Annotated in this window: 17 protein-coding genes; 11 read left to right on the forward strand and 6 right to left on the reverse strand. The window is 57.0% G+C overall.

Features of this window, described 5'->3' with window-relative positions; genetic code table 11:
• The first annotated feature begins 33 nt into the window (after window positions 1-33).
• Window positions 34-1,146 (forward strand): ribonuclease D, encoded by a 1,113-nt coding sequence (gene rnd / locus BN1135_RS13495; RefSeq protein WP_042021888.1) that lies wholly within the window; start codon window positions 34-36, stop codon window positions 1,144-1,146.
• A 462-nt stretch (window positions 1,147-1,608) separates the two neighbouring features.
• Here the strand turns inward: rnd and rne are convergent, their stop codons facing one another.
• Entirely contained in the window at window positions 1,609-4,743 is a 3,135-nt protein-coding gene (gene rne, locus BN1135_RS13500; RefSeq protein ID WP_042021890.1) for a ribonuclease E, read from the reverse strand.
• 414 nt (window positions 4,744-5,157) lie between these two features.
• Here rne and rluC point away from each other — a divergent pair, with 414 nt between their 5' ends.
• Together rluC and BN1135_RS13510 are read left to right on the forward strand one after the other, a co-directional pair.
• Window positions 5,158-6,102 carry a 23S rRNA pseudouridine(955/2504/2580) synthase RluC gene (gene rluC, locus BN1135_RS13505; protein ID WP_213391084.1) on the forward strand — a complete coding sequence of 315 codons (945 nt, stop codon included), beginning with the start codon at window positions 5,158-5,160 and terminating at the stop codon, window positions 6,100-6,102.
• Window positions 6,102-6,746 carry an HAD-IA family hydrolase gene (locus tag BN1135_RS13510; protein ID WP_042021894.1) on the forward strand — a complete coding sequence of 215 codons (645 nt, stop codon included), beginning with the start codon at window positions 6,102-6,104 and terminating at the stop codon, window positions 6,744-6,746. Before rluC ends, BN1135_RS13510 begins: the two co-directional genes overlap by 1 nt.
• A 62-nt stretch (window positions 6,747-6,808) precedes the next feature.
• Here the strand turns inward: BN1135_RS13510 and BN1135_RS13515 are convergent, their stop codons facing one another.
• The 5 genes from BN1135_RS13515 to BN1135_RS13535 form a co-directional block, all read right to left on the reverse strand.
• Window positions 6,809-8,302: an efflux transporter outer membrane subunit gene (locus BN1135_RS13515; protein ID WP_042021896.1), complete on the reverse strand. Its 1,494-nt coding sequence runs from the start codon at window positions 8,300-8,302 to the stop codon at window positions 6,809-6,811.
• Window positions 8,295-11,369 carry an efflux RND transporter permease subunit gene (locus BN1135_RS13520; protein WP_042021898.1) on the reverse strand — a complete coding sequence of 1,025 codons (3,075 nt, stop codon included), beginning with the start codon at window positions 11,367-11,369 and terminating at the stop codon, window positions 8,295-8,297. The genes BN1135_RS13515 and BN1135_RS13520 overlap by 8 nt, the downstream gene beginning before the upstream one ends.
• On the reverse strand, window positions 11,366-12,517 hold the full coding sequence (locus BN1135_RS13525) for an efflux RND transporter periplasmic adaptor subunit (protein WP_052443845.1): 1,152 nt from the start codon (window positions 12,515-12,517) through the stop codon (window positions 11,366-11,368). The genes BN1135_RS13520 and BN1135_RS13525 overlap by 4 nt, the downstream gene beginning before the upstream one ends.
• A gap of 108 nt (window positions 12,518-12,625) precedes the next feature.
• Window positions 12,626-13,510 (reverse strand): LysR family transcriptional regulator, encoded by an 885-nt coding sequence (locus tag BN1135_RS13530; RefSeq protein ID WP_042021900.1) that lies wholly within the window; start codon window positions 13,508-13,510, stop codon window positions 12,626-12,628.
• Between the two features lie 112 nt (window positions 13,511-13,622).
• On the reverse strand, window positions 13,623-14,204 hold the full coding sequence (locus tag BN1135_RS13535; protein WP_042021902.1) for a Maf family protein: 582 nt from the start codon (window positions 14,202-14,204) through the stop codon (window positions 13,623-13,625).
• Window positions 14,205-14,324: 120 nt separating this feature from the next.
• Here BN1135_RS13535 and yceD point away from each other — a divergent pair, with 120 nt between their 5' ends.
• From yceD to fabF, 8 genes are all read left to right on the forward strand, one after another.
• Window positions 14,325-14,846, forward strand: coding sequence for a 23S rRNA accumulation protein YceD (gene yceD / locus BN1135_RS13540; protein ID WP_042021904.1), 522 nt, complete (start codon window positions 14,325-14,327; stop codon window positions 14,844-14,846).
• Between the two features lie 19 nt (window positions 14,847-14,865).
• Entirely contained in the window at window positions 14,866-15,033 is a 168-nt protein-coding gene (gene rpmF, locus BN1135_RS13545) for a 50S ribosomal protein L32 (protein ID WP_042021907.1), read from the forward strand.
• Window positions 15,034-15,042: 9 nt separating this feature from the next.
• Complete coding sequence (gene plsX, locus BN1135_RS13550; protein WP_042021909.1) at window positions 15,043-16,062, forward strand: phosphate acyltransferase PlsX; 1,020 nt, start codon at window positions 15,043-15,045, stop codon at window positions 16,060-16,062.
• 7 nt (window positions 16,063-16,069) lie between these two features.
• On the forward strand, window positions 16,070-17,029 hold the full coding sequence (locus BN1135_RS13555) for a beta-ketoacyl-ACP synthase III (RefSeq protein ID WP_042021911.1): 960 nt from the start codon (window positions 16,070-16,072) through the stop codon (window positions 17,027-17,029).
• Between the two features lie 73 nt (window positions 17,030-17,102).
• Window positions 17,103-18,038: an ACP S-malonyltransferase gene (gene fabD, locus BN1135_RS13560; RefSeq protein ID WP_042021913.1), complete on the forward strand. Its 936-nt coding sequence runs from the start codon at window positions 17,103-17,105 to the stop codon at window positions 18,036-18,038.
• A gap of 13 nt (window positions 18,039-18,051) precedes the next feature.
• Window positions 18,052-18,786 (forward strand): 3-oxoacyl-ACP reductase FabG, encoded by a 735-nt coding sequence (gene fabG / locus BN1135_RS13565; RefSeq protein ID WP_042021916.1) that lies wholly within the window; start codon window positions 18,052-18,054, stop codon window positions 18,784-18,786.
• A gap of 157 nt (window positions 18,787-18,943) precedes the next feature.
• Window positions 18,944-19,180, forward strand: coding sequence for an acyl carrier protein (gene acpP / locus BN1135_RS13570; protein ID WP_042021919.1), 237 nt, complete (start codon window positions 18,944-18,946; stop codon window positions 19,178-19,180).
• Window positions 19,181-19,261: 81 nt separating this feature from the next.
• Window positions 19,262-20,503: a beta-ketoacyl-ACP synthase II gene (gene fabF / locus BN1135_RS13575; RefSeq protein ID WP_042021920.1), complete on the forward strand. Its 1,242-nt coding sequence runs from the start codon at window positions 19,262-19,264 to the stop codon at window positions 20,501-20,503.
• Window positions 20,504-20,516: the final 13 nt, after the last annotated feature.

The raw sequence follows: 20,516 nt of genomic DNA on the forward strand, positions 1-20,516 counted from the left end.
TCTTTTTGGCCCTGATCAACCGCGCAGGCACAGATGCACTATCAACTTATCACTCAGCAAGCCGAACTTGAGCACTATCTCGCTTCTCTGGCCGAAGTTCCCCTGGCTATCGATACTGAATTCGTTCGCACCCGCACCTACTATCCCCAGCTTGGTCTGTTCCAGATCTATGACGGCGAGCATCTGGCGCTGCTGGATCCGCTGACGCTGGATCTCTCCGCCCTCTGGCAGCGACTGGGCAGGGAAGGGCAGATCGCCATCCTGCACGCCTCTGGCGAAGATCTGGAGCTTATTCAACATCAGGCGGGCCACCTGCCCAACCAGATGCACGACACCCAGCTGGCCACCGCCTTCCTCGGTTACGGCGTCTCGGTCGGTTTTGGCGCGCTGGTTAACGAATTCCTCGGGGTCGAGCTGGAAAAAGATCAGGCGCGCACCGACTGGCTGGCCCGTCCGCTCACCGATCGTCAGCTCGAATACGCAGCGGCGGATGTGTTCTACCTGATGCCGCTCTACGAGAAAGTGATGGCCAAACTGCGGGAAAGCGGCAAGTTTGCCTGGTTCGAGCAGGAGTGCCAAAACCACTCCGCCCGCAAGACCCAGGGTAGCGATCCCCGTCAGGCTTATCTTGAAATCGTCAACGCCTGGCAGCTGGGTCGCCGTGAGCTCGCCATCCTGCGCGAGCTGGCCGCCTGGCGTCAGCAAGAGGCGGTGCGCCGCGATCTGGCCCTCAACTTCGTGGTCAAAGAGCTGCACCTGTTCAAGGTAGCGGAGCGTCGTCCGACCTCCATGCGTGACCTCAACGAACTGGGACTGGCCCCCATCGAGATCAAGATCCACGGCAAGCGGATGCTCGATATCGTCGCCCGTGCCCAGCAGAGCGATCCTGACAGCTGGCCCGAGCCCATTCGTCGGCTGGTGGACTTCCCCCAGTACAAGGCCGAGCTCAAGCGCATCAAGGCCATGGTGGAAGAGAAGGCCAAGGCCAGCAACATTCCGCCCGAGCTGATTGCCAGCAAGAAGATCATTCACCAGTACTTCACCTGGAGCTGGCGGATGAATGACGAAGAGCGGGCTCGCAGCGACAAGCCGATGCTGCTGCAAGGGTGGCGTCATGAGCTGGTAGGTCACCTGCTGGCACAATAAGCGCCGATGAGGCAATTTGACCCTGTTACCGGGGTTCGGATTCAGATCATGGTCAGCCAGATCCACAGCCCAGCAAGCTAAGTTTGCTGGGCTGTTTCTTTTTTAAATCCGCAGGAAGAGAGGGATGAGCTCGATATCGGCAAGCACGCCCATATCGCTATATAGCACCCATAGGGGAAACCACTTATTGCAGTGGGGTGAAGTGGGCGCAGATGCTTGCTCAATATTCACGCCTATTCATATGCCAACAAACTGGATATTGAACACAACATATAAAATTAAGTATCGAGTTCTCTATCGGAAGATATTTGCGGTTTGATCAAAACGGTTGAGCAAAGGCTAAAGGGGGGCAGGACTAGCAGGGCGGCACTAAAAGAGAGCGACAAGATGAGCGTGTGAGAGGCAATAAAAAAAGCCACACCGGATGGTGTGGCTTTTGGCAAATCAGGTAACTCTGATCTGTTATGGTCGACCAGCTGGGCTGGTTGCCACGTTAACTGCAGCAGTGCTGCCACCGTGACGGCCAGAACTGGCCACTTCACTGCGAACGAGTGGCGGATGGCTCACTGGCTCACTGCTAACCTGCACGACAGGCACCTCGGCAGGGGTGGCCATAGGTGCAGAGGCTTTGCGAGCGCGAGCCAGCAAACCGGCACCTTTGTTGACCTGCTTGGCCACTGGGGCGGCGACCGCTTCCTTGGCAACAGGTTCAACAGCGGCCACAACGACGGGCTCGATCACGGCTACCTCAGCAATGACCACAGGTGCCGTTACTTCGGTAGTTGGCGCAGCTTCAACGGCAACTGCAGCTACTGAGGCAGTTTCTACCAACGAAGCAGGTGCAATCACCACGTCAGCCACTTCAACTACGTCGGCAACAGGAGCGACTACCACATCAGCAACCAGCTGCACAGGTGCGGCAGTCGGTGCTGTTGGAGTAACGTCAGCCACGGCAGCGTGAACCTCGGTTGCGACGACCTGATCACGGATGTCATCCGCAACAGCTTCTACAACATGTTCAGTCAATGCTGAAGATGCCTGCAGTGCCGCAGCAATGGCGTCTGCGCTAGGAATAGTGACGACTGGTACGGCAGGCTCTTCCACTTTGACCTGAGCAGCATCGGCCTGGGCCGCGGCTGTCAGAGTGACATCTGCTTGCTGCTCTTCATCACGCTGGCTACGAGTATCTTCGTTGATACGCTTGCGACGCTGACCTTCAATGCGCTGACTACGTGGGGTACGACGGGAGCGGCGTTGACCTTCGGTCTGCTCTTCCTGCTCATTACCCACTGTTGCCTCGTTCACTTCAGCTGGCGCCTCGTCAACCGGCAGGGCAGGGGCATCGGTAGCAACGACATCGACACGGATCTGCTTACGCAGTTGACGACGTTCGCGGCGCTCAGCCACTTTCTGCTCTTTTTCCTGACGCGGCTCGATCGCGGCTTCCACAGTGTCAATGGCTTCTACTGCTTCAACAACGACTTCAGCACGCTGCTCACGAGGAGCGCGTGGCTCACGGGCCGGACGTGGTGCACGGGGCTCGCGCTCTTGACGAGGTTCGCGAGGCTCACGCTCAACGCGAGGTTGCACGTCACCACGAGGTTCACGTTCCATGCGCTGCTCATTACGAGCTTCAGCGCGCGGTTCGCGTTCCTGACGGGGCTCACGCTCTTTACGAGGACGACGATTGCGGTTTTCACCACCTTCACGGTTACCGTTTTCACGTTTCTCGCCAGCTTCCGCGTTGTTGCGGTTGTTGCGATTGTCGTCACGACGAGGGCGCTGACCACGGCCACGGGCGTCATCACGCTGGTGACGATGACCGTCATCCTTGCGAGCTTCCCGCTCAACCGGTTGTTCGGCAGGCGCTTTCACTGCGGCAGGAGCGGCATCATTGCTGAACAGACCTGCAATACCCTTGATCAGTTTGCCAAAGAAACCGGCTTGAGCTGGTGCGGCAGTGGCTGCTGCAATGGGGGCCGGGGCGGCCACAGGAGCAGGTTGTACCGGTTGGGCAAAGCCTTGCAACAGGGGCTGTTCACGCTCGATCACCTGGGCCTGTTTCGGCTGGTAAGTCGGCTTGGCCACTTCTGTTTTCAGTTCATAGCTGGCCGCTTCCGCAATCTCGTTTTGACGAATGCGGGTGACTTCGTAGTGCGGCGTTTCCAGATGCTGGTTCGGAATGATGTAAACACGGACATCATTACGCTGTTCCAGGCTGGCGATGGCGGCGCGCTTCTCGTTGAGCAGATAAGCGGCAACATCGACCGGCACTTGACCGTGCACCTGCTCGGTATTGTCTTTCATGGCCTCTTCTTCGATCAGGCGCAGGATGGACAATGCGAGGGATTCGTTGTCACGAATGACACCTTGACCCTGACAACGAGGGCAGATGTGGCTGCTGGACTCGTTGAGAGAGGGGCGCAGACGTTGACGCGACATTTCGAGCAGACCGAAGCGGGAAATACGTCCCAACTGAATGCGGGCGCGATCCTGATGCACAGCTTCACGCAGACGGTTTTCCACTTCGCGTTGGTTGCGAACCGGGGTCATGTCGATGAAGTCGATGACGATCAGGCCACCCAGGTCGCGCAGGCGCAATTGACGGGCAATTTCGTCGGCCGCTTCCAGGTTGGTTTGCAGCGCAGTCTCTTCGATATCGCCGCCCTTGGTGGCGCGGGAGGAGTTGATATCGATGGAGGTCAGTGCTTCGGTCGGATCGATAACGATGCTGCCGCCGGAGGGCAGGCGCACTTCGCGCTGGAAGGCCGACTCGATTTGGCTCTCAATCTGGAAGTGGTTGAACAGAGCAACTTCACCCTTGTACAGCTTCACCCGATTGAGGAAATCGGGACGAACCAGCTCGATGTGAGCACGGGCACGTTCAAAAATCACCGGGTCATCGATCAGGATTTCACCCACATCGCGACGCAGATAATCGCGAATGGCACGTACGATCACGTTGCTTTCCTGGTGGATAAGCACGGGCGCAGTGCGCTCTTGTGATGCCTTGTGGATGGAGTCCCAGTGGTTGAGCAGAACATTCAGGTCCCATTCCAGCTCTTCGGGCGATTTGCCAACACCGGCAGTACGCACGATCAGGCCCATGCCTTCCGGCACGGTCAGTCCGTTCAGGGCTTCTTTCAGTTCCGTTCTTTCATCACCCTCAATGCGGCGGGAGATACCACCGGCACGGGGGTTGTTCGGCATCAGTACCAGATAGCTACCAGCCAGGCTGATAAAGGTAGTGAGGGCTGCACCCTTGGTGCCACGCTCTTCTTTATCAATCTGAACGATCACTTCCTGGCCTTCGCGGACCACTTCTTTGATGTTGGGACGACCCTGATAGGAGTAACCGGAGGGGAAATAGTTGCGGGCGATCTCTTTCAACGGCAGGAAACCGTGTCGTTCGGCGCCGTAGTCGACAAAAGCAGCTTCAAGGCTGGGCTCTACGCGGGTGATTTTACCTTTGTAAATATTCGCTTTCTTTTGCTCGTGTCCCGGACTTTCAATATCCAAATCGTAAAGCTGTTGTCCGTCAACCAGCGCTACGCGCAACTCCTCTTCTTGAGTTGCGTTGATTAGCATTCTTTTCATTGAGTTCTCATTATTGTGTCATTTTGATTTCCTCCACTTGGGTCCTGCCGGCGCCGGCCTCGGGTCTTCAGCATACTTGGGCAACCTCCCGGCTGGGGTATGCATGAGGCGCAAACTAAGGGCGCTCTGGTCGTCACTTCTCGAGAGGTGACGAGTTAAGGGTGCCGCAGTGGAGACAAATAAACGGTAATGTTTGTGTTCTCCATGCGTTGTACCTCGCACCCGGGAACCGTCATGTTCTTGTATACACGGTGTTTCGGGATTGGGTGGCATACTATTTGGCCACTTAGTACAAGGCTTGAACACAATGACAAAACCTTGTTTATTATCCCATTTAAACCTCTTTTATAGCAAGGCGCCATTTTTCAACAAACCATGCAGCCAAGGGGCCTTGGCAGTGTTAAAATCCGCGCCATGACACAGATACAACAACAAGTGCAGCTGCTCACCATCGAAGCTGAGCATGACGGGCAGCGCATAGACAATTTTCTCAAGACTCAGCTAAAGGGCGTCCCCAAGAGCCTGATCTATCGCATCCTTCGCAAAGGCGAAGTGCGGGTAAACAAAAAGCGCATCAAACCGGAGTACAAACTCTGCGCGGGTGACGTGATAAGGGTGCCCCCTGTCCGCGTTGCCGAAAAAAATGAATTGCCGTCGGCTAATCTGGGGGTTATCCAGCGTCTGGAGAGCCAGATCCTGTTCGAAGACGAGGCGATGATCGTGCTGAACAAGCCCTCTGGCATGGCAGTACACGGTGGCAGTGGCCTCAGCTTTGGCGTCATCGAGGGGCTTCGTGCTTTGCGTCCGGACGCTCGCTTCCTCGAGCTGGTACACCGTCTCGACCGCGATACCTCCGGCGTGCTGCTGGTTGCCAAAAAGCGCAGCGCCTTGCGTAGCCTGCATGAACAACTGCGGATTAAGACCATGCGCAAGCAGTATCTGGCGCTGGTTCGCGGCAAGTGGCAGGCTCACGTCAAAGTGGTCAACGCACCGCTGCGCAAAAACGATCTGCAATCCGGTGAACGGGTGGTGCGGGTCAGTGCTGATGGCAAACCGTCTGAAACCCGGTTTCGGGTCGTGCGTCAATTCGCCGAAGCGACCCTGGTCGAGTGTAGTCCGATCACCGGTCGCACCCACCAGATCCGCGTTCACACCCTGCATGCCGGTCACCCGATCGCTTGCGACGATAAGTATGGCGAAGCGGCGTTTGATGAGAAAATGCGCAGCCAAGGGCTGAAACGACTGTTTTTACATGCCTGGAAGCTGAGCTTTATTCATCCTGCCGATGGTCGCGAGATGCAGATGGAGGCTCCTCTTGCTCCTGAGCTTGATGGCTTCCTGGAAAAACTGGCTCGCTAATGCAAGATATCCGGCTCGCCATTTTCGATTGGGACGGTACCCTGATGGATTCGGTGGGCCGGATTGTTGCCTGTGTGCAAGGGGCCGCCAGCGATTGCGAACTGGCGGTGCCAGCACCGGCTCAGATCCGGCAAATTATCGGATTGAGTCTCGATGTGGCCATGTCCCACCTGTTTGGTTGTGGCGATGATGAGTGTCAGATCACCGCGCTGACCGATCGCTATCGCCATCACTATCTGCACGATGTGACTCCCAGCCCTTTATTTGTTGGGGCAGAGGCGTTGTTGCGTGGCTGGCACACCCAGGGGTTGCTGCTGGCGGTCGCCACCGGAAAATCACGTCGTGGTCTTGACCGGGTATTGGACGAGACTGGGTTGCGCCCCTTGTTCATCACCAGCCGGGGGGCCGATGAGGCGCGCTCCAAGCCTGATCCTTTGATGCTTGAGCAGATCCTGGCCGAGCTGGGGCTATTGCCCCGGCAGGCGGTGATGATCGGTGACTCGGTGCATGATATGGCGATGGCCGAGGCGATTGCCATGCCCCGGATTGGCGTTAGCTGGGGGGTCGATAACCGTGATGCCCTCAGTCGTCACCGGCCATCGGCAGTGGTGGATACCATGGCAGCGCTGCAACAGTTATTGTGAATGCCTGAATCCCATCGATAAAAAAGAGCCCGGCCAATTGGCCGGGCTCTTTTTTATCTTGCTTATCCTGCCGTTTCTTCATGCGCGGGGGCTTGTGGCACTGTCCATTCGCCACCCAGTGCCTTGTGCAACATCACCACTGTGGTGGCGGTATTGAGCCTGGCCTGTACTTTGGCATCCTGCAGGTTGTTGCTGACGCGCTGGGCATTGAGCACGCTCAGATGGTTTTCGAGCCCGGCCCGATAGAGGCTGGTTGCTTTGTTGACCGCCAGGCGCGCCTGCTGGTCGGCTTGGTTGAGCAAGCGGTAATACTCCTGGCTATTTGCATAAGCATTGAGCACCGTATCTACCTCGTTGAAGGCGCCATTGACGACCTGCTGATAGGTGAGGGCGGATTCTCGAAATGCCGCTTCTTGCAGATCCACCATGGCAGCACCTCGCCCGCCGTCGAACAGGTTCCAACTTATGCCAGCCCCAAGGGACCAACCCACGGAACCCGAGGAGAGCAGATCGTCCAGGTTGTGGGCCGATACCCCGGGAGTACCGGTCAACATCAGTTTCGGGTACTGGTTGGCGATGGTGGCGCCCAGCTGCTGGTTGCGCGCAGCCATCTCCCGCTCGGCCAGGGCGATATCCCATCGTCTGGTCAGCAGATCCGATGGCAGGCCCACCGGGATCAGCCCCTTCATCTGTGGCAAGACGCCGTCACCGAGCCGGTTGCGGGTCTGGGCGGTGGTCTCCCCCAGTAAAATGGCCAGCCGACCAAGATGGACGGCGCGAGCACTGTCGAGCATCGGTAGCATGGCTTCTGTGGTGGCCTGGGCGGCGCGGGCATTGGCTATATCCAGCTCAGATCCATAGCCGTGGCGCTGGAGGGAGAGCACCAGATCCAGCACCTGTTGCTGTTCTGTGATGGTCTGGCGGGTGATGGCCATGCGCTCTTCAGCGGCGCGGTACTGCAAGTAGTTGTTGATCACCTCGGCGGTCATCAGGGTGGTGAGGTTGCGCTGCAGCAGCTCGGCCTGCTCAACCCGGATGCTGGCAGCCTGGCTCATGGCATCGATCCGGCCAAACAGGTCTGCCTCCCAGCCGATGGATGCGCTGGCCAGATGGGCATGGCTGTCGCGATCGATCAGGCTGATGCTACTGCCCCCCAGCTGGGGCGGCAGCGCATATTCGGTGACGGCAGGGCCGCTCAGCGGCCCATTCTCGCTCAGCCGCATATCCAGATAACCGGCATTAAGGGAGACGGTAGGCACTTTAAGGGAGGAGACCGCCGCCTGATAGGATTGCGCAGCGTTGATCCGCTCCTTGGCCATCCTGATGGGGATGTTCTGTTGCTGGGCGGCCACGATCAGCTGGTCGAGCTGCGGATCATTGAACTGCTGCCACCAGTGCACCCCAGCCACGGGCTTGACCGCGCTGATCCCCGCTGTTCCCTGGCTATTGAGATAGACATTCCCCACGGCCACCAGCGGCACCTCATAGTCTGGGGTCATGCTGCAACCGCACAGCAGCAGGGCGGCGGCCACCATGGTGAGTCGATAGTCAATCATGGCACTGCTCCTTGCTGATCGAGGGGGTGATGGCCGCCTGCTTGTCGCCGCGATAGAGCAGTTGATAGAGGGCTGGCATCACGAAAAGGGAGAGGAATGAGGCGGCGGAGAGCCCGCCCACTATGGTGGCCGCCATCTGATCAAACAGCCGGTCGGTCAGCAGCGGTATCATCCCGAGTACCGTGGTGAGGGCCGCCATCGAGATGGCCATGGTGCGGTTGAGGGTCGCGACTTTCACCGCCTCTGCCAGCGCTCTGCCATTCTTGCGTTCCAGTTCGATCTGGTCGATCAGCACTATGCCGTTTTTGATGATCATGCCGCTCAGGCAGATCAGGCCGACAATCGCCATAAAGCCGAACGGTTTGTCCAGTAACAACAGGCTCCAGACAACGCCGATGGAGGCCAATGGCAGGGTCACCAAGATGATGAACGGCTGGCGATAGGCACTGAACATGGCGACCAGGATGATGGTCATCAAGATCATCGCCTTGGGGGTCTGGGTCATCAGATCATCGACCGACCGCTTCTCGTCATAATATTCGCCGCCCCACTCCATGGTGTAGCCGGGGGGCAGGGCAATGGCTTCCAGCTCACTGGCCACGGCCTTGCGCACATTGGAAGGGGTATCGCCGCGCACGTCAGCCTGCACTGTGATGGCCGGTTGACGGTTGTAGCGCCAGCGCATGCTCTCTTCCCCTTTGAATTCGATACCATCGACAACCTGTCCCATCGGGACGCTGTGGCTACCGAGCAGGGATCGCACCGGAATATTGCCAAAGTGCTCCAGCGAGGCGTTGCTGCTGCGCAGTTTGATGGGGATCAGATCATCATCGCAGCGCATCAGGCCAATCAGGCTACCATCGGTTGCCCGGGAAATGGCGTTGGCAATATCAGTGCGATTGACGCCGGCCATTCTTGCCGCATCCTGGTTGATGAGGGGCACCAGCACCTTGCTCTCCTGCCGCCAGTTATCCCGGATGTAGATGAGGCGGGGGTTAGCCGCCAGCAACTGCTTGGCCTGATTGGCCAGCCGGTGTAGCTCTTGAGGATCCGGTCCAACGAAGCGGGCTTCAATGGCAAATTTATCCTTGGTGGCCAGCTTGAGCGGACGGAATCTGGGCTCGGCATAAGGGAACTCGGCCTGCAGCCAGGCATCTCCTGCCGCCGTCAGAGAGGCGATATCGTCATAACTGCGGGTATTGATCAGGATCTGGCCATAGCTGTTGTCAAAAGGCTCGGGCTCCACGGTGACCGAGAAGCGCGGGGCACTCTCGCCAACGTGGCTGGAAATGCTGATCACCTGGGGTTGACGCAGCAGCCACCGCTCAATTTTGTGCATGTCAGCGGAGGTTTGCGCAATCCGTCCCCCGTTGGGCAGCCAGTAGTCGAGAAACAGCATGGGGCGATCCGAGGAGGGCATGAAGTTGACCTGCAGCAGCGGAATGGCGACCAGGGTCAACAGCAGCACAGGGGCCACCCCGAGCAGCAGTTTGACCGGATGGTCTACCGACCAGAACACGGCTTTTTGGTAGAGCTGGGCCATGGCTGAGACCCGTGCCGTGCCGTCGGTTTGGCTCGGTGTTGGAATGAAATACCAGCAGAGCAACGGGGTGACCGTCATGGCGATGAGCCATGAGAGCAGCAGGGAGCTGCACAGCACCTGGACGATGGAGAGGGCAAACTCGGCGGCATCAGTCTGGGAGAAAAGTACCGGTGCGGTTCCCAGTGCGGCGATCAGGGTGGCAGCCAACAGCGGCAGCGCCATTTCGCGGATGCTGTCGCTCACCGCCTGATGGCGAGCAATCCCCTGGCGCAATTTGGACTCAAAGAGATCGACGATGACGATGGCATTGTCCACCAGCATGCCCAGCGCCAGGATAAACGAGCCGAGCGATACCCGCTGCAGATCGACCTGGGTCAGATTGAGGTAGATCAGGGTAAACAGGATGGTCAGCAACAGGCTGGCACCGACGATGGCGGCACTGCGCCACCCCATGAAGATCAGCAATACAACCACAACGATGATCACGCTCTCGGCCAGGTTGAGGATGAAGTTATTGACCGACTTGGCCACCTCCTCCGGCTGATAGGCGATGATGCCGATATGCACACCCTCCGGCAGGGTGGCTTCGAACTGTACCAGTTCCTGTTTGAGGGTGTCCCCAATGCTGACCACGTTGATGCCGTTGACCGGGCTCACCGCCAGGGTGATCGCTTGCTGGCCATTGAAGCGGCTCAGGGTCATGGCGGGATCCTGGTAGTCCAGATAGATGTTGGCGATATCACCGAGCTTCACCGTGGCGCTTTCGAGACCATTGATACCGGTCTTGATGCTGAGGTTCTGGATATCCTCCACGCTGTTGAACGCACCGCCCTGCTCAACGCGCAGTTGCTCGATGCCAAGGGGGAAATCCCCACTGTGCAATGGCATGTTTTGACTGGTTAGCTGATCGATCAGCTGCAGGGTGGTCAGGTTGGCTTGTGCCAACCGTTCATCATCGAGATCGATGTTGATCACCTGCTCCCGAATGCCGTGCAACTGAACTTTCTTCACCCCCTCGACGGCCTTGAGCCGGCGTTGCAGCTCGCGGGCATGATCCTTGAGATCGGCCATGGCGACGTTATCGCCATAAAGGGAGAAGAGCATGCCATACACTTCGGAAAATTCATCCTGCACTATGGTGAGCTGGGCTTGGGGTGGCAGGGACAGCTTGACGTCATCCACCTTGCGGCGCAGCAAGTCCCACTGCTGGGGGAGCTCGGCAGAGTTCACCTGCTCCTGCAGATCGACAAAAATCATCGAACTGCCGGGACGGGAGAGGGAGCGCAGCTTCCATAGCGGCGCCATCTCCTGCAATTTGGTTTCGATCTGATCGGTGACCAGCCGCTCCACCTCACCGGCATCGGCACCGGGGTAGAGGGTGACAATCACCGCACTTTTGACGGTGAAGGCGGGATCTTCCAGCTTGCCAAGTTGGAAGTAGGAGACCAGCCCGACGAGGGTGCAGAGCAGGGTGAAGAAGATCACGAAGGTCTTCTGGCGTAGCACAAAGGTCGAGAGATTCATGATTTGCCGACCTTTTCCAGTGATTGGTTTGCCATGATAGCCACCTGATCCAGCGAGTGGTTGGCAATAATTGCGACCTGCTCGCCTTCGCTGACGAAGGCGCTGCCAGCGACCACCAGTTGATCACCTGCCGCCAGTTCACCACTGACACACAGGGTATTTTGCTGCTGATCATGGAGTGACACCGGGATTCGGGTTACGTGGTCTTGCGCCACCCGCCAGACATGCCACTGGCGATCCTGACTGTTGACCGCCATCGCGGGCAGGCAGAAGAGCGGGTTTTCAGCTTGCTGCGGCTGTTCGAGGGTGACATTAACCGACTTGCCCGCCACCAGATTGACCTGATCCCGAGGCAGGGAGAGGGTGACCTCATAGGTGCGTTTGAGCGGGGAGGGGATGGAGGCGATATCGGTCACCATGACGGCGAGATCTTGCTGGCGCTGACCCCAGGCGAGATGACCCAGCTGACCGGTTTTTATCCTGCTGACCTGGCGTTCCGGTACATCGATCACCACATTGAGCTGATCTGGCTGATGCAAGGTGAGCACCTTGATACCGGGCAGCACGAACTCGTGATTGTCGATATGTCGCTTGCCAATCACCCCGTCAAAGGGAGCGCGCAGTTCGCTATATGCCAGCGCATCACGGGCTTTTTGCAGCCCCTGAGTGGCCAGCTTGACCGCTGCGTGCGCACGGGCTTCGCCGCTGATAGCCCGATCGAGATTGACATCGGCGATGGCGTTATCGGCGCAAGCACGCTTGATCCGAGCTAGCTCGATCCGTGCAAGTTGGTGGGCGGCGGTTGCTTCAGCTAACTGGGCCTCTCCCTGGCTCACTGAGACCTGAAAATCGTGCGGGTCGAGTCGCGCGAGTAGCTCCCCTTTGCGGACCCGCGAGCCTTCGGTCGCTACCAGCTCCTGTAACATGCCGTGAACGCGAAACGAGAGGTCAGTGGTGTGGGCTGATTTCAGCACCCCGCTAAATTTGTGCGCTCGGGTGACAACGGGGTCAGCCAGGGTCATCACCTGGACGGCGCGCAGTTGTGCTGGTTGCTGGGACGGGGGCGTGGTGGCGTCGGCGCCACAGCCGCTTAACAGCAGCAGGAGTGTGCTGCTAAGCACTGTTGTACCGGGATGGGAAAGTGCCATGGGAGGATTCCTTTAAACAGGCGTTATCATATGGCGCCAGTTTAATTGAATCATGAAGCGTTAATAATCCCGTCTATCTGTGCTTCAATGTCTCGAAATGCGTGACAATTAGTCCAGTAGTAGCGCCGATTCCGCCAGCAAACTATCGATCAGTAGGCGGGCGGCATGGGTCATCCCCTTGCGACTGGGATAGACCAGCCAGGCATCATCGAGATAGACCTTGTGGGCAGGCAGGATCTCCAGCAGTTCACCACTGGTGACGTGTGCCTTGACGCTCAACTCGGGCAGCAGGCTGATACCGGCGCCCTTGAGCACGGCGTAGCGGATATAGTGGCTGCTGTTGGAGATGAGTCGGCTACTCACTTTGAGTGGGCCCGTGTTGAAGTTCCAGCAATCTTCCAGTTCACCGCTGGCCAGTCGGTGGATCAGCAGTGCGTGTTGCTGAAGATCCTCAAGTTGTTGCGGCATGCCGTGCTCGGCCAGATAGCCCGGACTGGCATAAAGCTTGCGCGATACCGTGGTCAGGGGTCTGGCAATAAACGAGCTATCTTGCATCTTGCCAATATGGACACAGGCATCGAGTCCGTAGTTCATGATGTCGTGATAACCCAGATTACTGACGTGGGTTTCCAGCGTAATGAGCGGGTACTGGCTGAGAAAATTAAGCAACAGATCGTGAGCCAGAATATCGGCATCCCCGATCAACCCCAGTTTGACCGAGCCGGTGGGGGCCGAGCTCTGATTCTTGATACTTTGGTTCAGGGTTTCGAGCCGGGGAATAATCTCCTGCAACTGCATAAAGTAATCAGTGCCGGCTGGCGTCAGGGCCAGTTTGCGGGTGGTGCGCGTAAACAGCTTGCAGCCAAGGGCCTGCTCCAGATCGCCAATCCGCCGACTGACCTGGGCTCGTGGCACATCAAGGGAGTGTGCCACGGCGGCAAAATTGCCCAGTTCAACCACTGAGAGAAACAGCCTCAAATCATCTATACGCACTATCTGGTTCCCGATGGATAAGAGTGAAACAGCAAGATAACGGACTGTGCTTGCCAGACGAGGCGGCGATCCTGCCGCTGGTCATGGTTATCTTTCTTTGTGCAATGAGACATCAGGGCAGGGCGATGCCGTGGCGATCCAGTAACTCGATCAGGCCGATCAGTGGCAGACCGATCAAGGCGTTGGGGTCGCGTCCCTCCAGCCCCTTGAACAGCACTATCCCCATTCCTTCGCATTTAAAGCTGCCGGCACAATCGAGGGGCAATTCAGCCTCTACATAGCGGCGAATGGCGGCTTCATCGAGATTGCGAAAATGAACGGTGAAAGGTTCCACCAGTTGATGGGCCTGCCCGGTCGCGGCATCCAGCACACACAAACCGGTATAGAAGGTCACGCTGCGACCCTGTGCCGCCATTAACTGCGCTACCGCATTGTCGATAGTGCCCGGTTTGCCGAGGGTCCGGCCATCGCAGACACACACCTGATCAGAACCTATGATCAGGCCGTGATCACGACCATCGGCGATGGCTTGTGCCTTGGCGCGGGCCAGTCTGGCCACTAACGCCTGGGCCGATTCTCCCGCCAGTGGGCGCTCATCCACATCCGGTGCGGCACAATCAAAGGGCAGGCCGAGCTTCTCCAGCAAGGCTTTACGGTAACGAGAAGTTGAGGCGAGGGTCAGATTCTGTGGCATAATATCAGGCACCGATGAAAGCAAGTACCGGCATTCTAGGGACTTGTGACGTTAAAATCATCGGCGGTAAGGACTTTTTCCTTTGACTATCCATTGTTGGACCTATAATATTCGCGCCCTATGCAAAAGGTGAAGTTGCCCGTTAAGGTTGATCCAGTCCGTAGTGCCTTGAAACTGCTCGATTATGTCGGGATAGTGGAAAAGTCGCAGATGCCCAGGCTGGAAGAGTCAACCGCTGGCTTGCAGAGTGATATCGATGTATCACTGCAATTTGGTAAAGATGTCCAGAAGTTGACCGTTATGAAAGGCACTGCCCATGCCAAGGTTGACCTGGTTTGCCAACGTTGTGGTGAAACGTTTGAATACCTTTGTGAAGCTGAATATATCTACACTCCGCTGTTTGAAAAAACAAACGAGGAAGAACTGCCGGAAGCTTATGAGCCCATTGAGTTGGATGAAAACGGCGAGATAGATCTTCATCAAATCCTCGAGGATGAATTAATCCTCACGTTGCCTCAAGTCGCAATGCACCCTATGGATGCTTGCCCGAGAGGGAATATGGAGATGAGTTGGGGTGAAATCGAACCTGCTGATGAGCGGCCGAATCCCTTTGCAGTTCTTGAAGCGCTTAAACGTAAGTGAATTTAGGAGTTAGCCTACAATGGCCGTACAACAGAACCGTAAAACCCGTTCCAAGCGTGGCATGCGTCGTTCCCACGATGCACTGACCTCCGCTGCACTGACTGTTGATCAGACCAGTGGTGAAATTCATCGTCGTCACCACGTGACTGCCGATGGTTTCTATCGCGGTAAAAAGGTAATCGCTTAAGGATTGCCTTTGTCTACGCAAACTGTCGCGCTAGACATCATGGGGGGAGATATTGGCCCCTCTGAAACAGTGCCTGCCGCCGTGCAGGCACTGTCTCTTTTGCCCCAGCTAAAACTGATCCTGGTCGGCGACCAGCACCAGACCTCCTCTTTGTTGCAGCAACATGGCTTGCTCAATCATCCCCGCGTTCGTTTCGTACATGCATCCCAAGTGGTTGGCATGGGCGACAAGCCGATCGTAGCACTGCGTACCCTTAAAGACTCCTCCATGCGAGTTGTGCTCAATCTGGTGAAAGCCGGTGAGGCCGATGCTTGTGTCAGTGCCGGTAATACCGGAGCCTTGATGGCCATGGCCAAATGCGTGCTCAAGTCTTTGCCGGGGGTAGACAGACCGGCGCTCATCAAGGCATTGCCGACCTTGAGCGGCCAGCGCACCATGATGCTGGATCTCGGCGCCAACGTAAGTTGTGATGCCGATACCTTGCTGCAATTTGCGGTAATGGGCTCCGTTGTGGCCGAGAAGGTAGAAGGCATATCGGCGCCTCGGGTCGCCTTGCTTAATATTGGCGAGGAGGAGATCAAGGGTAATGATCTGGTGCGGCACAGTGCCGAGCTGCTGCGACAGTGCAGTGCACTCAATTATGTTGGCTTCATCGAAGGTGATCGTATCTTCAGTGGTGAGTGTGATGTGATTGTCTGCGATGGTTTTGTTGGTAATGTCGCGCTCAAGACGGCAGAAGGTGTGGTACGGATGATGGCTGAGCTGGCCGGATATCCCCGCAAGAAACGCAGTTTTCTTGGCCGTATCGCCGGGTTTATGTTCAAACGACGCTTTTCTTACCTGAACCCCGACCAGTATAACGGGGCAAGTCTGTTAGGATTGCGCGGCATTGTGGTAAAAAGTCATGGGCGTGCTGAACGGCGTGCCTTGTGTAATGCGATCCTGCTGGCCGCACAAGAGGCCAAACATCAACTTCCACTGCAAATAGCAGATCGCCTTGAAGCTGTCTTCTCTGACAGGGATCTATAAGAACTCTATGCATAGCAAAATTCTGGGTACTGGCAGCTACTTGCCGAGTTCAGTGCGTACCAACGCCGATCTTGAGCAGATGGTCGAGACCAGTGATGAGTGGATCGTGGAACGAACCGGGATCCATGAGCGCCGCATTGCCGGTGCTGACGAAACAGTGGCAACCTTGGCTCATCAGGCGGCTCTGCGCGCCCTGGATGCGGCAGGTCTGACCGCAGCCGATCTCGACATGATAGTGCTGGCGACCACCAGTGCGGAAAATGCCTTCCCGGCCGCAGCCTGCGAGCTGCAGGGATTGCTCGGCGTACCAGGTATTCCTGCTTTTGACGTGGCAGCAGCCTGCGCTGGGTTCACCTATGCGCTCTCCATTGCCGATCAGTTTGTCAAATCCGGCGCGGCACGTAATGTGCTGGTTGTGGGGGCCGATGTGCTCTCCCGCATGTGCGATCCGCAAGATCGTGGCACCATCATTATTTTCGGTGATGGGGCGGGTGCGGTGGTGATTGGCGCCAGCGAGACCCCCGGTATTCTCTCTACCCATCTGCATGCTGATGGCCGTTATGGTGACTTGCTCAAGTTGCCACATCCGCGCCGTGGCATGCCGGGTGCCGAGCTCGAAGCCTACATGTATATGAAGGGCAACGACGTATTCAAGGTAGCGGTCACCCGCCTGAGCGAGATCGTGACCGAAACCCTGGCGGCTGCCGGTATCGCGCCAAGCGAGCTGGACTGGCTGGTGCCGCACCAGGCCAACTTCCGCATCATCAACGCGACGGCCAAGAAGCTTGGTATGAGCCTCGACAAAGTGGTGTTGACTCTCGACAAACATGGCAATACCTCTGCGGCATCTGTGCCGATCGCCTTTGATGAGGGGATCAGAGATGGCCGGATCAAACCCGGTCAGCTGGTGTTGCTGGAAGCATTTGGCGGCGGTTTCGCCTGGGGTTCGGCGCTGGTTCGCCTCTGATCCTCGTCGGGATGAGGCATTAGCCTCATTCCGTTTCAGATTTCATTTTCATCTTTTCTAACAGGAATCAATGATGACCCATTTTGCCATTGCCTTCCCGGGACAAGGTTCCCAGTCCGTTGGCATGTTGGCCGAGCTGGCCGAACAACATGCCGTGATCAAGGAGACCTTCGCCGAGGCGAGCCAGGTGCTGGGTTATGACCTGCTTGCTCTGGTGATGGATGGTCCACTTGAAGATCTGAACAAAACCTGGCGCACCCAGCCTGCGCTGCTCACTGCCTCTGTCGCCCTGTGGCGTTTGTGGCAACAGCAGGGTGGGGCAACGCCTGCTGTGATGGCGGGTCACAGCTTAGGTGAGTATTCGGCGCTGGTTTGCAGCGGTGCACTCAATTTTTCCGATGCAGTCAAACTGGTCGAACTGCGTGGTCTGGCCATGCAGGAAGCGGTACCGGAAGGCACTGGCGCCATGGCCGCCATCATCGGTCTGGACAACGAATCTATCGCTGCCAACTGCGAAAAAGCGGCGCAAGGGCAGGTGGTCTCTCCGGTCAACTTCAACTCCCCGGGCCAGGTAGTTATTGCTGGTCACAAAGAGGCCGTTGAGCGTGCCAACGTGCTGATGAAAGAGTCGGGCGCCAAGCGTGCTCTGCCACTGCCGGTCTCAGTGCCGTCTCACTGCGCCCTGATGAAACCTGCCGCAGAAAAACTGGCAGCAGCGCTGGACGGGATCGAGATCAAGGTTCCAACCATCGCAGTCATCAATAATGTCGACGTATCCTGTGAACAGGATCCGGCCGCCATCAAGCAAGCCCTGGTGCGTCAGCTGTTCAGCCCGGTTCGTTGGACCGAGACTGTTGAGCAGATGGCCAATGACAGTGTCACTCTCGCGATTGAGATGGGGCCGGGTAAGGTATTGAGCGGGTTGGCCAAGCGCATCGACAAGCGTGTGGAAGGTATCCATGCCAACGATGCGGCCTCTTTCGAGCAGGCGCTGGCCCAGTCCAAGTAAACAGGAGCAAGTGATGAGTTTTACCGATAAGGTTGTGTTGGTGACCGGTGCCAGTCGTGGTATCGGTCGTGCGATTGCCGAAACGTTTGTGGCCCGTGGCGCAAAAGTGGTCGGTACTGCAACCAGCGAGAGCGGTGCCGAGGCGATCAGTGCCTATTTGGGCGACAATGGCTGCGGTATGGCACTGAACGTGACCAGCCAGGAATCCATCGAAGCCGTCTTTGCCGCCATCAAGGCGCGTTTTGGCGACATCGACATTCTGATCAACAATGCGGGTATCACCCGTGACAACCTTTTGATGCGGATGAAAGATGACGAGTGGAACGAGATCATCGATACCAATCTGACCTCTCTCTACCGTCTGAGCAAACCGGTGTTGCGTGCCATGATGAAAAAACGTCATGGTCGCATCATCAGCATTGGCTCCGTGGTGGGAACCATGGGTAATGCGGGTCAAGTCAACTATGCGGCCGCCAAGGCCGGTCTGGTTGGCTTTACCAAAGCGTTGGCACGGGAAGTGGCATCCCGTGGTATCACTGTGAACGCGGTCGCGCCAGGTTTCATCGAAACCGACATGACCCGCGCACTCAATGATGATCAACGCAGTGGCATCATGAGCCAGGTGCCTGCCGCCCGTTTGGGTGATCCAAAAGAAATTGCCGCTGCTGTGGTATTCTTGGCTTCTGATGAAGCAGCTTATATCACCGGCGAAACCCTCCATGTTAATGGCGGGATGTACATGGTGTAATCAATTTGTCGTGAGATCTGTTCAAATTTGCGATAATACGCCGAAGTTTGGCGAATATCGTGGTTTGACCAGCGGCAAGCTACTTGCAAACTCACGTCAATTGAATAAACTACCCCAACCAGACGCAATAGCGTATTTTTAAAGGAAAATTCAGGTCATGAGCAACATCGAAGAACGCGTAAAGAAAATCATCATCGAACAACTGGGTGTTAAAGCAGACGACGTTAAGAACGCCGCCTCTTTCGTCGACGACCTGGGCGCTGACTCTTTGGATACCGTTGAACTGGTAATGGCGCTGGAAGAAGAATTCGATACCGAAATTCCTGATGAAGAAGCCGAGAAGATCACCACTGTTCAAGCGGCTATCGACTACATCACCGCTAATCAGGATTAATTTCCTGTTCTGAAAGAAGCGGCCCAAGGGCCGCTTCTTTTATATCTGCTTCCTTTCAAAAACCTCTCGGAGACTACCTCAGTGTCAAAACGCAGAGTCGTGGTGACCGGCTTGGGGATGCTTTCCCCGGTGGGTAACACTGCCGAATCCAGCTGGCAAGCACTGCTCAACGGGCAGAGCGGCATTTCCCTGATCGACCACTTTGATGCCAGCGAGTTTGCGACCCGCTTCGCAGGCATGGTCAAAGATTTCGATCCCGAGCAATACGGCATCAACCGTAAAGACGCTCGCAAGATGGATCTCTTTATTCAATATGGTATCGCTGCCGGTATGCAGGCGCTGGATGATTCCGGCCTGACCATCAATGAAGAGAATGCCGAGCGTATTGGCGTGGCAATTGGCTCCGGTATCGGTGGTCTGGGTCTGATTGAACAGAACCACAGCAGCCTGATCAACAGTGGTCCGCGCAAGCTGAGCCCCTTCTTCATACCATCCACCATCATCAATATGGTGTCTGGTCATCTCTCCATCATGAAAGGTCTGCAAGGGCCGAACATTGCCGTGACCACCGCCTGTACCACGGGTACCCATGCCATCGGCATGGCGGGCCGGATGATCGCTTACGGTGATGCGGAGGTGATGGTGGCCGGTGGTACTGAAAAAGCCTCCACCCCGATGGGGATGGGCGGTTTTGCCGCAGCCAAGGCGCTCTCTAATCGCAACGATGAGCCGCAAAAAGCGAGCCGTCCGTGGGACAAGGATCGTGACGGTTTCGTGCTGGGTGATGGTGCCGGTGTACTGGTGCTGGAAGAGTACGAACACGCCAAGGCCCGTGGTGCCCGGATCTATGCCGAGCTGGTCGGTTTTGGCATGAGCGGTGACGCTTATCACATGACTGCGCCTCCCGCCGATGGTAACGGTGGCGCGCGCGCCATGAAAAATGCCATCAAGGATGCCGGCATTGCCCCCGAGCAGATTGGTTACATCAATGCTCACGGCACCTCCACCCCGCTGGGTGATGTGGCCGAGCTGCGTGGCATGAAGTCAGTGTTTGGCGAGCACGCCAAATCCCTGATGATCAGCTCCACCAAATCCATGACAGGTCACCTGCTGGGCGCCGCCGGTGCCATCGAGGCGATCATCACCGTGTTGGCCCTGCGTGATCAGGTGGCTCCGCCCACCATCAACCTGGACAACCCGGATGAAGAGTGCGATCTGGATCTGGTGCCCCACGTGGCCAAGCCAGGCAACTTCGAGTATGCCCTCTCCAACTCGTTTGGTTTTGGTGGCACCAATGGCTCACTGATCTTCAAACGCGTATAATTTGCCGCAGGGC

Source organism: Aeromonas sobria, from assembly GCF_000820145.1.
Classification (GTDB): domain Bacteria; phylum Pseudomonadota; class Gammaproteobacteria; order Enterobacterales; family Aeromonadaceae; genus Aeromonas; species Aeromonas sobria.